Below are 14135 nucleotides of genomic sequence, written 5' to 3'. Positions count from 1 at the left end.
GTGGTCCTCCGTCAGTCGATCGTGACGTAGTCGGGGCCGGAGTAGTGGCCGGTGGTCAGCTTCTGCCGCTGCAGCAGCACGTCGTTGAGCAGGCTGGAGGCGCCGAAGCGGAACAGGTGCGGCTGCAGCCACTCCTCCCCGACGGTCTCGGCGACGTGCACCAGGTACTTGACCGCATCCTTCGAGGAGCGGATCCCGCCGGCCGGCTTCACGCCGATCTTCTCGCCGGTGAGCCGGTGCCAGTCGCGCACGGCCTCGAGCATGAGCAGCGTGACCGGCAGGGTGGCCGCGGGCGCGACCTTGCCGGTGGACGTCTTGATGAAGTCGCCTCCCGCCAGCATGCCGAGCCACGAAGCGCGCTTGATGTTGTCGTAGGTGTTCAGCTCGCCCGTCTCGAGGATGATCTTGAGCGAGGCGGACGTGCCGTCCCCCCGGCGGCAGGCGTCCTTGACCGCGACGATCTGCTCGAACACCTGTCCGTAGCGCCCGGAGAGGAACGCACCGCGGTCGATGACCATGTCGATCTCATCGGCACCGGCCTCCACCGCGTCGCGGGTGTCGGCGAGCTTCACGGCCAGCGAAGCGCGCCCGCTCGGGAACGCGGTCGCGACGGCGGCGACGGAGATGCCGCCGTCGTCAGGGTCGCCGTGTCGGGCGCCGAGCGCCTCGACGGCGTACGGAACCATGTCGCCGTACACGCACACCGCGGCGACCGAGGGGCAGGACGGATCGGAGGCGTCGGGCAGCTTGGCCTTGGACACCAGCGAGCGCACCTTGCCCGGGGTGTCGGCGCCCTCGAGGGTCGTCAGGTCGATGAGGCGCACGATCGTGTCGAGGGCCCAGGCCTTCGACGTCGTCTTGATCGAGCGCGTGCCGAGCGCGGCGGAACGCTGCTCCAGGCCCACCGCGTCCACGCCGGGGAGCCCGTGCAGGAATCGGCGCAGCGTGAGGTCGTCGGGTTCGCCGCCGAGCACCTCCAGCGCGGTGCGCCGTGCGAGTTCGGTCGTCGTCACTGGTCCTCCAAGAGGGTCCGGGCGGTCGCCTCGTCGGTGACCACCATCGTGCAGAGGTTCGCGGTCACGACCGTGCGGGCGATGTCGTGCTTCGCCTCTCCTGCCGTGACGAAGACGGCGGTGCGCGCCTCGCGCAGCCGCTCGAGGCTGAGCCCGACCGTGCGGGCGTCGAGCTCGGGATCCACGACGTTGCCGTCCGCGTCGATGTAGCGGCCCAGCACATCTCCGACCGCGCCGCGGCGGGCGAGCTCGTCGATGTCCCGGACGCTCAGATAGCCGTTCTCGACGTGCGCGGATCCGGCATCGCAGACGCCCGCCGTGAAGAGGTAGGCATCCGCCTGCGCGGCCTGATCGAGCACGCCCGCGACGGTGCGGTCCCGCTCGATCGCCTGCTTGGTCTCGAGCCGCTCCAGGATCGCGGGACTGGGCAGCAGCGCGACGTGCCCCGCAGCGCGCTGCGCGATCGTCGCCGCCAGCGAGGCGGCGCCTCCCGGGCGGCGGTTCACACTCACGCCGCCGTTCATCTGCACCACGGTGACGCCACGGGCCCACCCCTCGGCCATGCGGTCGGCGATCGCGGTGAGCGTGCGCCCCCAGCTCACGGCGAGGGTCTTGGGCACCGGACGGAGGGCTGCGAGATGATCCGCGGCGCCCTGTGCGACCCGGCCGAGGGTCTCGGTATCGCTCGGCCCGTTCGGCACCACGACCGCGTCGGCGAGCCCGAAGCGCTCGCGCAGCTCGCGCTCGATGCCGAGCTTGCGAGCACGCGGATGCACGATCTCGATCCGCACGATCCCGTCGATGCGGGCCTGCTGCAGGAGCCGGCCGACCTTCCAGCGCGAGATCCCGAGCAGACCGCCGATCTCGTCCTGAGTCTTGTCCTCGTCGTAGTACAGCTCCGCCACGCGGACGGCGAGCAGCTCGTCATCGTCGATGGCGGAACGGGGCATGCTCCGAGAGTACCCTTCACCACACGCACGCGCACGGATCTGCTCATATGAGCAATCGCCAACGCTCACCCGCGCAACCGGAGCGGGGACGCGAGAGGGCGGCCCGGAATCGGATCCGGGCCGCCCTCTCGAGGATGTCGGCAGGTCAGCTCAGCGACTGGCGCTTGCGGCTGGTCAGCACCTGATCGACGATGCCGTACTCCTTGGCCTGCTCCGCGGAGAGGATGTTGTCGCGATCGATGTCGCGGTTGACCTTCGCCACCGGCTGCCCGGTGTGCTTGGCCATCGTCTCCTCGAGCCAGGTGCGCATGCGCAGGATCTCCGCGGCCTGGATCTCGATGTCCGACGCCTGCCCCTGGCCGGCCTCGCCCATCGCGGGCTGGTGCATCAGCACGCGCGCGTTCGGCAGCGCGAGGCGCTTGCCTGGTGCGCCCGCGGCGAGCAGGACCGAGGCCGCCGAAGCGGCCTGGCCGAGCACGACCGTCTGGATCTGCGGCGCGACGTACTGCATCGTGTCGTAGATCGCGGTCATCGCCGTGAAGGATCCGCCGGGCGAGTTGATGTACATCGTGATGTCGCGCTCGGAGTCCTGGCTCTCCAGGACCAGCAGCTGCGCCATCACGTCATCGGCCGACGCGTCGTCGACCTGGACGCCGAGGAAGATCACGCGGTCTTCGAACAGCTTGTTGTAGGGGTCCTGACGCTTGAAGCCGTAAGCAGTGCGCTCCTCGAACTGAGGAAGGACGTAGCGGCTCGAGGGCAGGTCGCCGGCGGACCGGAACGTAGGTGTGTACATGGGTGTCCTCTCCAGCCCTTACTTGTCCGCGCCCGTGCCGCCGCCGCCGTGCACGTCACTGGCGTGCTCGCGCATGTGGTCGACGAAGCCGTATTCGAGCGCCTCGGCGGCGGTGAACCACCGGTCCCGGTCGCCGTCCTCGTTGATCTGCTCCACCGTCTTGCCGGTCTGCGAGGCGGTGATCTCGGCGAGGCGCTGCTTCATCGACAGGATGAGCTGCGCCTGCGTCTGGATGTCGCTGGACGTGCCGCCGAAGCCGCCGTGCGGCTGGTGCAGCAGCACGCGCGCGTTCGGCGTGATGTAGCGCTTGCCCTTGGTGCCGCTGGTCAGCAGCAGCTGTCCCATCGAGGCCGCCATGCCGATGCCGACCGTGACGATGTCGTTCGGCACGAACTGCATCGTGTCGTAGATCGCCATGCCCGCGGTGATGGACCCGCCGGGCGAGTTGATGTAAAGGTAGATGTCCTTCTCTGGGTCCTCGGCGGCGAGAAGAAGGATCTTGGCGCAGATCTCGTTGGCGTTCTCGTCCCGCACCTCGGATCCCAGCCAGATGATGCGATCCCTGAGCAGCCTGTCGAAGACGCTCGTCGCGACCAGGGGTTCAGCCATTTCCGCTCCTGCTTCCGTGTTCGGTGTTTCGAATCTACCGGCGACAACGCACGCGCCCGGCCGTGTTCGCCGTCGGCATATCAGGCGTCGTCGCCCGCGATCTCATGGGCGTACGCGGTCATGGACCGGTGATAGCGGGGCATGTGCGGCACGAGGGCCAGGATCGCGACGCCCAGCCCGCGCTCCGGGTGACCTGCGCTGGCCAGCGCGAGCGCGTGCATCGCCGCGATCGCGTCGCGGTAGACCGAGTCGGGGTGGGCGTCGCGCTCCGCCTCGATGAGCTCGAGCGCGCCCTGCACGTCGCCGAGGTTGCGCAGCGAGCTCGCGAGCTGGATCGTCGCCTGGGCACGGCGGTCGTCGTCGAGCCCGAGCCCGAGCGCGCGACGATAGAGCGGCACCGCCTCATCCGGCCGTCCCGCGGAGTCGCGGGCGCCGGCGCGTTCGAAGGCGGCCTCGGCGTCATCCGGGCCGCGCTCGGCCGCGATCGCATCGATCCGCGTGATCACCTCGTCGTCGACGAGACCGCCCGCTGCGGCCTCCCAGACGGCGTCGATCCGCTCCTGCCAGTCGTTCATGTCTGTCCTCTGTCTCGTGCGCGATGGATGCGAAGAGGGCGGGTGCATGATGCACCCGCCCTCTTCCGGATCGTGGATCCGATGCTTACTCGGCGTCAGCAGCCTTGTCGGCGGCCTTCTTGGCCGGGGCCTTGCGCGCGGCCGGCTTCTTGGCGGCGGGCTTCTCCTCGGCGGGGGCCTCGGCGACGGCAGCCTCGTCGGCCTCCGCGGCCTTCTTGGCCGGAGCCTTCTTGGCCGGAGCCTTCTTGGCCGGAGCCTTCTTGGCGGGCTTCTCCTCGGCCGGAGCCTCGGTGGCGTCCTCGGCGTCGTCGTCGGTGGCGATGAAACCGGTCAGGTCCACGGCCTTGCCGTTGGAGTCGACGACGGTGACCTTGCCCAGGGCGACCGCGAGAGCCTTGTTGCGGGCGACCTCGCCGACCAGGACGGGCAGCTGGTTCTGGGACTGCAGCGCCTCGACGAAGTCCTGCGGAGCCATGCCGTACTGCGCGGCGGACTGGATCAAGTACTGGCTGAGCTCGTCCTGCGAGACCTGAACGTTCGCGTCCTCGGCGATCGAGTCGAGCAGCACCTGGGTGCGGAACTGCTTGGTGCTCGCCTCGGTGACCTCGGCGCGGTGCTCGTCGTCCTCCAGGCGACCCTCGCCCTCGAGGTGGTTGTGCACCTCGTCCTCGATGAGCTGCGGCGGAACCGGGATCTCGACCTTCTCCAGCAGGGTCTCGACGAGCTTGTCGCGCGCCGAGGAGGCCTGGGTGAACACGCCCTGCTGCTCGACCGACTCGCGCAGGCTGTCGCGCAGCTCGGCGATCGTGTCGAACTCGCTCGCGATCTGCGCGAAGTCGTCGTCCGCCTCGGGCAGCTCGCGCTCCTTGACGGCCTTGACGGTGACGGAGACCTCGGCATCCTCACCCGCGTGGTCGCCACCGACCAGCTTCGAGCGGAAAGTGGTGTCCTCACCGGCGGTGAGCGAGTCGATCGCGTCGTCGATGCCCTCGAGCAGCTCGCCGGAGCCGACCTCGTAGGAGACGCCCTCCGCGCGGTCGATCTCTGCGCCGTCGATCGCGGCGACGAGGTCGAGCTCGACGAAATCGCCCGCCTTAGCGGGACGGTCGACGGGGACCAGGGTGCCGAAGCGGGCGCGCAGGCGGTCGAGCTCTGCGTCCAGGGCTGCCTCATCGGCCTCGATGGCGTCGACGGTCACGGTGATGCCGTCGAGCGACGGGACCTCGATCTCGGGACGGACATCGACCTCGACCTCGACCTTGAGGTCGCCGGAGAAGTCCTTCTCGTTCGGCCACTCGATGACCTCGGCCGAGGGACGGCCGACGATACGGAGGTTGTGCTCGAGCGACGCCTCGCGGAAGAAGGTGTCCAGACCCTCGTTGACGGCGTGCTCGATGACGGCGCCACGGCCGACGCGCTGGTCGATGATCGGCGCGGGCACCTTGCCCTTGCGGAAGCCGGGGATCTGCACGTCCTGCGCGATGTGCTCGTAAGCGTGCGCGATGCTGGGCTTGAGGTCCTCGGGGGTGACCGTGATGTGCAGCTTGACCCGGGTCGGGGCAAGCTTCTCGACGGTGCTGTTCGCCATGCTGGTGTGCTCTCCTTGTGAGTGTCCCGCGTGTGTCGCGACGCGGTTGTGAGGTCTGAGGGCAGTGACGAGAGCGATCCGTCGGATCGCTCTCGTCACTGCTGTCGGGGCGACAGGATTTGAACCTGCGACCTCCCGCTCCCAAAGCGGGCGCTCTACCAAGCTGAGCTACGCCCCGGGTAGGAACCCGCGCGCGCGGGAACGGCCTTCACGAGTCTAACGGAACGGAGCACCCCCGTCAGTCAGGTATGCTCGTGGAAGTCCCGCAGCGTTCCATCGCGGGCCGGTCCCTCGCTCCGCGAGCGGTCCGGGGCTGTAGCTTAGTGGTAAAGCCTCTGTCTTCCAAACAGATGATGCGAGTTCGATTCTCGTCAGCCCCTCCACGTTTTTTCTTCCTTCTCCGGCGCCATCGCGCTCCCCCGTCCGCGGCGTAGAGTCGCTGCGTCGAAGGGAACGGGCATGGAGATCACTCCGTCGCGCATCGCATCGCTCGAACCGGACGAGGTCTTCGTCTTCGGGTCGAACGCCGAGGGGCTCCACGGCGGCGGTGCCGCGCTCATCGCATACGAGAGCTTCGGCGCCGTCTGGGGCGAGGGCCACGGTCATCACGGCCAGACGTACGCGATCGACACCATGAGCGGACTCGACGTCCTCGCCGCGGAGGCAGCGATCTTCGTGGCGTACGCGTCCGCGCATCCCGCCCTGCGGTTCCTGCTCACTCCGGTGGGGTGCGGGATCGCGGGCTACACGCCGGACCAGGTCGCACCGCTCTTCATCGGACTCCCCGCGAACGTGACCCGGCCCGAGGCCTTCGTCGCGTACCTTTGAGGCCGGCGCCCACAATCCTCTAGCCGCTCCCGTCGCCTTCCTCCAGGACGCGCTCGCGCAGACCAACGCCAGCTTCCGTTGAGAGTCATAGTTGCTCCGCCGGAATCCTCCGCTCTAGTGTTCTACCCAAGATCCGAATGAGCGGGGGGCCCATGGGATTCGTCGATGTCGTACTCGCGGAGAACGTGAGCATTGCGTACCAACAGCGCAAGCGCGACTGGAACGACGCGCAGTCGCAGGTTCAGAGTTGGTTGCTCCGGCTGTTCGGCTCGATCCTGGACGGCGTGGACGGCTCGCGCCTCGACCCGGGGCACTCCCGAATCAAAGCGGAGAACCGGACCCTGGACAAGCTTCGACGCAAATGCCAAGAGGATCCGGCGATCGCCGTGACGTCGCCAGCTGATGTGGAGCTCCACATCCAGGACATCGTCGGAGTCAAGGTGCTCTGCAAGTCTCCTAGAGACCAGCGGGCCGCGTACGAAGCCCTCACTACGACCGATCTCACGGACACTCCGTTCGACATGCTCGCCAGTAAGGACTATGTCTCTGATCCGAAGCCGTCGGGGTATCGAGGATTCCACGTGATCCTGCAAGCCCGGCTAACTGGGGCCGCCCCTGTCTGCGTCGAGGTCCAGATCAAGACCCGACTGCAGGACGCGTGGAGTGAGCTGACACACGAGGACCTCTACAAGCCCGGAGCGCCGATAAGTCCCTCCGTGTTTCACAAGTCGGTCGCCACGCATATGGCGTCTCTTCTCGCTGTCGTCGACGACATGGCCGATGAACTCGCGGGTGCGCTCGAAGCTACGATCACTGAGGATGTTCAGGCGTCGCGTGAAGCCGCCGAGACTCGCGAACATGTGAGGGTGCGAACGACCGGGCCCAGATATGCACTTGCCGTCGACGCTGCGGGACGCCAAGGCCTCATCCAGGCTGTCACCGTCCGGAATCTCGCACACGCCGCCGGGCTCGTCGGCGCGGACGCATTTATCGACGTCTCGCGATATTTACACGCAGGGGATGACTTGGAGATCGAGATCGTGGAGACGGACGAAGCGCGCTATTTCGTGCCGATCGCGCTTCCGCATCGATCCTCGACGTCTTGATCTGACATGCAGACGACGAGAGCCCCCGCCGAAGCAGGGGCTCTCGTCGTGCAGAGGTGCGGGAGTCGTCAGGACTGGCCGCGACGCTCGCGCAGCTGTGCGAGCGCGTCGCCGAGCAGCTGCTCGGCCTCCTCGTCGGTGCGGCGCTCCTTCACGTACGCGAGGTGCGTCTTGTAGGGCTCCGCCTTCGCGATCTCCGGAGGGTTCTCCTTGTCGCGTCCGGCCGGCAGGCCGGAGTGCGGGTGGTCGATGATGTCCGGGATCTCCTCCTCGGGCAGGCCCGCCGCGAAGTACCGCACGGTCTCGTTGCCGAGTCCGTCCCAGTACGAGATCGCGATGCGGTCGGCGTGGTAGCCGTGGTCCTGCTCGCCCATCGGGCCGGATCCGACCCTCGTCCCTCGGATCGCGTTGCCGCCGGTCGCCATCAGATCGCCTCGAACTTCGTGATCAGGCCGAGTCCCACGACCGCGACGAACCAGGTCAGCGCGAGCACGACCGTGAACCGGTTGAGGTTCCGCTCGGCAAGACCGCTGGACCCGACGGCGGAGGACATGCCGCCGCCGAACATGTCGGAGAGGCCTCCGCCGCGCCCCTTGTGGAGCAGGATCAGAAGGGTCAGCAGGACGCTGGTGATGCCCAGCAGCACCTGCAGGATGAACTGGAGAATATCCACGGATCGGCCTTTCGCTCGGGCCCGCACGGGCGTGCGGGATCCCGGGTAACGGTCAATTATACGTCGAGACGTCCCCGTCCCTTCGGGCGGGGACGCGTGTCACACTCCGACGTGCTTCTGATAGCGCACGATCGCGGCGAACTCGTCGACGACCAGGCTCGCCCCGCCGACCAGCGCACCGTCCACATCGGGCTCGCGCATGAACCCGGCGATGTTCGCCGACTTCACCGATCCGCCGTAGAGGATCCGGGTGCGTGCTGCCGCCTCGTCGCCGAGGACCTTGGCGATCACGCCGCGCAGGACCGCGCAGACGTCCTGCGCCTGCTGCGGGGTCGCGGCCTGGCCCGAGCCGATGGCCCAGACCGGCTCGTACGCGACGACGATGTCCGCCTTCGCGTCGAGACCCTGCAGCGCCGTCTCGAGCTGACCGGCGGGAACCGCACTCGCGCCGAACTTCTCCAGGTCCTCCGCCGTCTCGCCGACGCAGATGACCGGCACCAGGCCGTGCTTGAGCGCCGCCTTGGTCTTGGCGGCCACGATCTCGTCGCTCTCGGCGTGGTACTCGCGCCGCTCCGAGTGGCCGATGATGACGTAGCTCGCGTCGAGCTTGGCCAGGAACGCGCCGGAGATCTCACCGGTGTAGGCGCCGGAGTCGTGCTGCGACAGGTCCTGCGCGCCGAACGCGAACGGGATCTTGTCCGCGTCGATCAGCGTCTGCACGCTGCGCAGATCGGTGAACGGCGGGAACACCGCCACCTCGACCGTTCCGTCCTCGTGCTTCGCGTCCTTGAGCGTCCAGTGCAGCTTCTGCACGAACGCGACCGCCTGCAGGTGGTCGAGGTTCATCTTCCAGTTGCCCGCGATCAGCGGGGTTCTGCTGTTCACACCCATCCGAGGACCTCCAGTCCGGGAAGCTTCTTGCCCTCGAGGAACTCGAGGCTCGCGCCCCCGCCCGTCGAGATGTGACCGAATTGGTCATCCGCGAAACCGAGCTGACGCACGGCCGCAGCGGAGTCTCCGCCACCGACGACGCTCAGGCCGTCGGTCTCGGTCAGCGCCTGCGCGACGGCCTTGGTGCCGGCGGCGAACGCAGGGAACTCGAACACGCCCATGGGCCCGTTCCAGAACACGGTCTTGGATCCGCGGATCGCATCCGCGAAGCGCGCCGCGCTGTCGGGTCCGATGTCGAGCCCGATGCCCGAGGCGCCGAAGGACGTCGCCTCGATCGCGTCGGCGGCGGCGACCTCGTGGGCCGCATCCGCGGAGAACGACGCCGCGACGACCACGTCGGTGGGGAGCACGAGCTCCACGCCGCGCTCGGCCGCTTCTGCGACGTACCCGCGCACGGTGTCGAGCTGATCCTTCTCCAGCAGGCTGGCGGCGACCGCGTGGCCCTGTGCTGCGAGGAACGTGAACAGCATGCCGCCGCCGACGAGGAGACGGTCGACCCGCGGCAGCAGGTGCGAGATCACCCCGAGCTTGTCGGAGACCTTCGATCCGCCGAGCACCACCGTGTAGGGGCGCTCGGGGTTCTCGGTGAGGCGGTCGAGGACCTTCAGTTCGGCCTCGATGAGCAGACCGGCCGCGGACGGCAGGATCTGCGCGAGGTCGTAGACACTGGCCTGCTTGCGGTGCACGACGCCGAACCCGTCGGAGACGAACGCGTCGCCGAGGGCGGCGAGCTGCTCCGCGAAGGCGCGGCGCTCTGCGTCGTCCTTCGAGGTCTCCCCCGGGTTGAAGCGGAGGTTCTCGAGCACGACGACGCCACCGGGCTGCAGAGCCGCCACGGCGTCCTGCGCCGAGGCGCCGACGGTGTCGGCCGCGAACGCGACCGGCTGCCCGAGCAGCTCGCCCAGGCGCGCCGCGACGGGCGCCAGGCTGTACTGCGGGTCGGGGGCGCCCTCAGGACGACCGAGGTGGGAGCACACGATCACGCGGGCCCCCTGGTCGATGAGGGCTTTGAGGGTCGGCACCGACGCTCGAACACGGCCATCGTCCGTGATGACCCCGTCCCGCAAGGGGATGTTGAGGTCACAACGGACGATGACGCGTGTTCCGTCGAGCGAACCGACCGATTCCTTCAGGGATTCGAGGGTGCGCAGAGTCATGGATATGAGCTTAGAGCCGCTCGGCCACGTACTCGGTGAGGTCGACGAGACGGTTCGAGTAGCCCCACTCGTTGTCGTACCAGCTGGAGACCTTGACCAGGTTGCCGGAGACGTTGGTGAGGGTCGAGTCGAAGATCGACGAGAAGGGGTTGCCCTGGATGTCGCTCGAGACGATCTGGTCCTCGTTGTACTGCAGGTAGCCGTTGAGGCGACCCTCGGCGGCGGCCTTCGCGTACGCGGCGTTGACCTCGTCGGCCGTCAGGTCCTCGCGGTCCGTGATGAGCGTCAGATCGACGATCGAGCCGGTGGGGACGGGCACGCGGTAGGAGGATCCGCTGAGCTTGCCGTTGAGCTCCGGCAGCACGAGGCCGATCGCCTTGGCGGCGCCGGTGGAGGCGGGGACGATGTTGATCGCGGCGGCACGGGCGCGGCGCAGGTCGCCGTGCGGGCCGTCCTGCAGGTTCTGGTCGGCGGTGTAGGCGTGCGCGGTCATCATGAAGCCGCGGACGATGCCGAACTCGTCGTTGAACACCTTGGCCAGCGGCGCGAGGCAGTTGGTCGTGCAGGAGGCGTTGGAGATGATGTGGTCGGTCTCCGGGTTGTAGGTCTCCTCGTTGACGCCCATGACGATGGTCGCGTCGTCGCCGGTCGCGGGAGCGGAGATCAGCACCTTCTTGGCGCCGGCCTCGATGTGCTTCTTCGCGAGCTCGGCCTTGGTGAAGAAGCCGGTCGACTCGATGACGATGTCGACACCCAGCTCGCCCCACGGCAGGTTCGCGGGGTCGCGCTCGGCGAACGCCTTGATGTGGTGGCCGTCGACGGTGATGCTCTCGTCGTCGTAGCTCACGTCCGCCTTCAGCACGCCGCCGACGGAGTCGTACTTCAGCAGGTGCGCGAGGGTCTTGTTGTCGGTGAGGTCGTTGACCGCGACGATCTCGAGGTCGGCACCCTGCTCGAGGGCTGCGCGGAAGTAATTGCGTCCGATTCGGCCGAAGCCGTTGATACCGATCTTGACAGACACGAAAGTCTCCTGGTTCTTACTCAAGGAAGGGCGTGATTCTTGCGGATTGCACGGACAACGGCGTCCTGATGGGACTTTCGCCCATCAGGACGCCCATCTTTTACGACAGTACCAGCAGTCCGTTGGTCTTCTCGCGCGCGGCGGCGAAGCGCTGGGCGACGTTCTCCCAGTTCGCGATGTTCCACGCGGCCTTGACGTAATCGGCCTTGACGTTCAGGTAGTCCAGGTAGAAGGCGTGCTCCCACATGTCCAGCTGGAACAACGGCACCGTGCCCTGCGCGGTGTTGCCCTGCTGATCGAACAGCTGCTGGATGATCAGGCGGGCGCCGATCGGGTCCCAGCTCAGCACTGCCCAGCCGGAGCCCTGGATGCCCATGGCCGCGGCGGTGAAGTGCGCCTGGAACTTCTCGAACGAGCCGAAGAACTCGTCGATGGCCGCCTTCAGCTCGCCCTCGGGCTGACCGCCGCCGTTCGGCGACAGGTTGGTCCAGAAGATCGAGTGGTTGACGTGGCCGCCGAGGTGGAACGCGAGGTCCTTCTCGAGCCGGTTCACATTGGCGAAGTTCCCGGTCTCACGGGCCTCCGCCAGCTGCTCCAGCGCCGCGTTCGCTCCGGCGACGTAGGCGGCGTGGTGCTTGTCATGGTGCAGCTCCATGATCTTGCCGCTGATGTGCGGCTCGAGGGCCGCGAAATCGTACGGAAGGTCGGGCAGCGTGTAGATCGCCATGTCGATTTCATCCAATCCGCGCCGCGCTCGCGGCGCTTGCCGGTCCCCCGAAGCGCGGTGGTGCGCACGGGGCGGACGTCTTTCATCCTAATGACGGCAACGCGCGGATTGTCCGGATCCTTCCGGATGTGACGGCATCGAGGGCCTGCGTCCGGGCGTGTTTCCACAGACCGGAACGCAGGCCCTCGATACGGCGTCTCAGACGTCGAGACCGGCGGGAACCGCGGCCTCGGTGCCGGGAATACCCTCGGTCTGCGCACGCTTGTCGGCCATCGCGAGAAGGCGGCGGATGCGGCCTGCGACCGCGTCCTTCGTGAGGGGCGGGTCGGCGTGGTGGCCGAGTTCGTCGAGGCTGGCGTCGCGGTGCGCAAGGCGCAGAGCGCCGGCGGTGCGCAGGTGCTCCGGCACGTCCTCGCCGAGGATCTCCAATGCGCGCTCGACGCGGGCGCAGGCGGCGACCGCGGCCTGCGCGGAGCGGCGGAGGTTGGCGTCGTCGAAGTTCACGAGACGGTTGACGCCCGCGCGCACCTCGCGGCGCTGGCGCATCTCCTCCCAAGCGGCCGCCGTCTTGGACGCGCCCATCAGGGCGAGCACGGCGCGGATGCCCTCGGGCTCGCGGATCACGACGCGGGGCATGCCGCGGACCTCGCGCGCCTTCGCGGCGATGCCGATCCGGTGCGCGGCGCCGACGAGCGCCATGGCGGCTTCGGAGGACGGGCAGGCCACCTCGAGAACGGCGGAGCGGCCGGGCTCGCTGAGCGAGCCGGCGGCGAGGAAGGCGCCGCGCCACAGGCCGGCGAGCTCTTCCCTGGATCCGGTGGTGAGACGGTTCGGCAGCCCGCGAACAGGCCGGCGGCGCTGGTCGAGCAGACCGGTCTGGCGGGCGAGGGTCTCACCGGCGGCGATCACGCGCACGGCGAACTTGGCGCCGTCGTGGCTGGACGCACCCTGGATCGGGGCGATCTCGGGACGGACCCCGAACAGCTCCGCGAGGTCGCGGGCGACGCGACGTGCGAGCAGCTCCGCATCCACCTCGGCCTCGACCGCGATGCGGTTGGCGATCTGGTGCAGCCCCCCGGCGAACCTCAGCACCGCCGTCACCTCCGCGACGCGCACCGAGGGGGGTGCGTTCCGGATGCTGACGAGCTCGGCCTTGACGTCGGTGGTGAGTGCCACGGGTCTCCTTCTCACGGGCGGCGCCGGATCTCGGCACAAGGGATCAGCTTACCCGGCCGCGGCGCTCACCACCGGCCGGGCAGGCCTCACTCTCGCCCGAGATCGCGGTGACGGACGGTCACCGCGACGCCCGGGATCTGTCCCAGACGCGCCGCGAGCTCTTCGACCATCGCGACCGAACGGTGCTTTCCGCCGGTGCAGCCGATGGCCACCATCGAGTGGCTCTTGTTCTCGCGCTGGTAGCCCTCGAGCACCGGGCGCAGTGCAGCCGTGTACGCGTCGAGGAATTCCTGCGCGCCGTCGCGGGTGAGGACGTAGTCGCGGACCTCGGAATCGAGGCCGGTGGAACCGCGCAGCTCGTCGATCCAGAACGGGTTGGGCAGGAAGCGCATGTCGGCCACGAGGTCCGCGTCCGAGGGCAGGCCGTACTTGAAGCCGAAGCTCATGACCGTGAGCTTGTGGCGCGCGGCGCCCTCCTCCGCGAACACCTCGTTGACCTTGGTCGCCAGCTGGTGCACGTTCAGGCTCGACGTGTCGATGATGATGTCGGCGGCCTCGCGCAGCGGCGCGACCCTTGTCCTCTCTGTGCGGATCCCGTCGAGCAGGGTGCCGTCGCCCTGCAGCGGGTGCGGGCGTCGGACGGATTCGAAGCGTCGCACCAGCACGTCGTCGACCGCGTCGAGGAACACCACCTGCACGGATCCGTGCTCCCGGAGCGCGCGCGCCACGCCCGGGAAGCCGTCGAAGAGATCGCGCCCCCGCACGTCCACGACGGCGGCCACCTTGGGCAGCGCCGCACCGCCGAGGTTCGCGAGATCGAGCAGCGGCCGGAGCATCTGCGGCGGCAGGTTGTCGACCACGTACCAGCCCAGGTCCTCGAGAGCGTTCGCGACGGTCGAGCGCCCGGCGCCCGACATTCCGGTGACGATCAGGAACTCACCCTGGTCGGCGCTCATCTGCTCTCC

General features: G+C 68.4%; 16 protein-coding genes and 2 tRNA genes. 3 read left to right on the top strand and 15 right to left on the bottom strand.

The window, feature by feature from the left end; genetic code table 11:
- Positions 1-11: 11 nt before the first annotated feature.
- From deoC to CQ044_RS04765, 7 genes are all read right to left on the bottom strand, one after another.
- Positions 12-980 carry a deoxyribose-phosphate aldolase gene (deoC, locus tag CQ044_RS04795; RefSeq protein WP_374954848.1) on the bottom strand — a complete coding sequence of 323 codons (969 nt, stop codon included), beginning with the start codon at positions 978-980 and terminating at the stop codon, positions 12-14.
- A gap of 29 nt (positions 981-1009) precedes the next feature.
- Positions 1010-1963, bottom strand: a complete 954-nt coding sequence (locus CQ044_RS04790) for a sugar-binding transcriptional regulator (protein ID WP_235281765.1) — start codon at positions 1961-1963, stop codon at positions 1010-1012.
- 145 nt (positions 1964-2108) lie between these two features.
- The gene (locus tag CQ044_RS04785; protein WP_105687231.1) at positions 2109-2759 is read right to left on the bottom strand and encodes an ATP-dependent Clp protease proteolytic subunit; all 651 of its coding nucleotides are present in this window, start codon (positions 2757-2759) and stop codon (positions 2109-2111) included.
- 18 nt (positions 2760-2777) lie between these two features.
- On the bottom strand, positions 2778-3368 hold the full coding sequence (locus tag CQ044_RS04780) for an ATP-dependent Clp protease proteolytic subunit (RefSeq protein ID WP_105687230.1): 591 nt from the start codon (positions 3366-3368) through the stop codon (positions 2778-2780).
- Positions 3369-3448: 80 nt separating this feature from the next.
- The gene (locus CQ044_RS04775; protein WP_105687228.1) at positions 3449-3943 is read right to left on the bottom strand and encodes a tetratricopeptide repeat protein; all 495 of its coding nucleotides are present in this window, start codon (positions 3941-3943) and stop codon (positions 3449-3451) included.
- A gap of 85 nt (positions 3944-4028) precedes the next feature.
- Positions 4029-5531, bottom strand: a complete 1503-nt coding sequence (gene tig / locus CQ044_RS04770; protein ID WP_105687226.1) for a trigger factor — start codon at positions 5529-5531, stop codon at positions 4029-4031.
- A gap of 104 nt (positions 5532-5635) precedes the next feature.
- Positions 5636-5709, bottom strand: a tRNA-Pro gene (locus CQ044_RS04765).
- Between the two features lie 131 nt (positions 5710-5840).
- Here CQ044_RS04765 and CQ044_RS04760 point away from each other — a divergent pair.
- The 3 genes from CQ044_RS04760 (at position 5841) to CQ044_RS04750 (ending at position 7465) form a co-directional block, all read left to right on the top strand.
- Positions 5841-5914, top strand: a tRNA-Gly gene (locus tag CQ044_RS04760).
- Between the two features lie 76 nt (positions 5915-5990).
- On the top strand, positions 5991-6359 hold the full coding sequence (locus CQ044_RS04755; protein ID WP_105687224.1) for a hypothetical protein: 369 nt from the start codon (positions 5991-5993) through the stop codon (positions 6357-6359).
- Between the two features lie 152 nt (positions 6360-6511).
- Positions 6512-7465: a GTP pyrophosphokinase family protein gene (locus CQ044_RS04750; RefSeq protein WP_181158178.1), complete on the top strand. Its 954-nt coding sequence runs from the start codon at positions 6512-6514 to the stop codon at positions 7463-7465.
- A 68-nt stretch (positions 7466-7533) separates the two neighbouring features.
- On the opposite strand, the gene CQ044_RS04745 is transcribed toward CQ044_RS04750, so the two are convergent.
- The 8 genes from CQ044_RS04745 to rapZ form a co-directional block, all read right to left on the bottom strand.
- Positions 7534-7890, bottom strand: a complete 357-nt coding sequence (locus CQ044_RS04745; protein WP_045272527.1) for an RNA polymerase-binding protein RbpA — start codon at positions 7888-7890, stop codon at positions 7534-7536.
- Positions 7890-8138 (bottom strand): preprotein translocase subunit SecG, encoded by a 249-nt coding sequence (gene secG, locus CQ044_RS04740; protein WP_045272526.1) that lies wholly within the window; start codon positions 8136-8138, stop codon positions 7890-7892. The genes CQ044_RS04745 and secG overlap by 1 nt, the downstream gene beginning before the upstream one ends.
- 99 nt (positions 8139-8237) lie before the next feature.
- Complete coding sequence (gene tpiA, locus CQ044_RS04735) at positions 8238-9029, bottom strand: triose-phosphate isomerase (protein WP_105687221.1); 792 nt, start codon at positions 9027-9029, stop codon at positions 8238-8240.
- Positions 9020-10246 (bottom strand): phosphoglycerate kinase, encoded by a 1227-nt coding sequence (locus CQ044_RS04730; RefSeq protein WP_105687219.1) that lies wholly within the window; start codon positions 10244-10246, stop codon positions 9020-9022. The genes tpiA and CQ044_RS04730 overlap by 10 nt, the downstream gene beginning before the upstream one ends.
- A 10-nt stretch (positions 10247-10256) precedes the next feature.
- The gene (gap, locus tag CQ044_RS04725; protein WP_045272523.1) at positions 10257-11267 is read right to left on the bottom strand and encodes a type I glyceraldehyde-3-phosphate dehydrogenase; all 1011 of its coding nucleotides are present in this window, start codon (positions 11265-11267) and stop codon (positions 10257-10259) included.
- A 100-nt stretch (positions 11268-11367) separates the two neighbouring features.
- The gene (locus CQ044_RS04720) at positions 11368-11994 is read right to left on the bottom strand and encodes a superoxide dismutase (RefSeq protein ID WP_045272522.1); all 627 of its coding nucleotides are present in this window, start codon (positions 11992-11994) and stop codon (positions 11368-11370) included.
- A gap of 198 nt (positions 11995-12192) precedes the next feature.
- Positions 12193-13170 (bottom strand): DNA-binding protein WhiA, encoded by a 978-nt coding sequence (gene whiA, locus CQ044_RS04715; protein ID WP_045272521.1) that lies wholly within the window; start codon positions 13168-13170, stop codon positions 12193-12195.
- 86 nt (positions 13171-13256) lie between these two features.
- Positions 13257-14126, bottom strand: a complete 870-nt coding sequence (gene rapZ / locus CQ044_RS04710) for an RNase adapter RapZ (protein WP_045272520.1) — start codon at positions 14124-14126, stop codon at positions 13257-13259.
- Positions 14127-14135: the final 9 nt, after the last annotated feature.

Source organism: Microbacterium sp. MYb64 (assembly GCF_002979495.1).
GTDB lineage: Bacteria > Actinomycetota > Actinomycetes > Actinomycetales > Microbacteriaceae > Microbacterium > Microbacterium azadirachtae_A.
The sequence above is the reverse complement of the archived record's forward strand: the minus strand, read 5'-3'. Positions and strand labels throughout refer to the sequence as shown.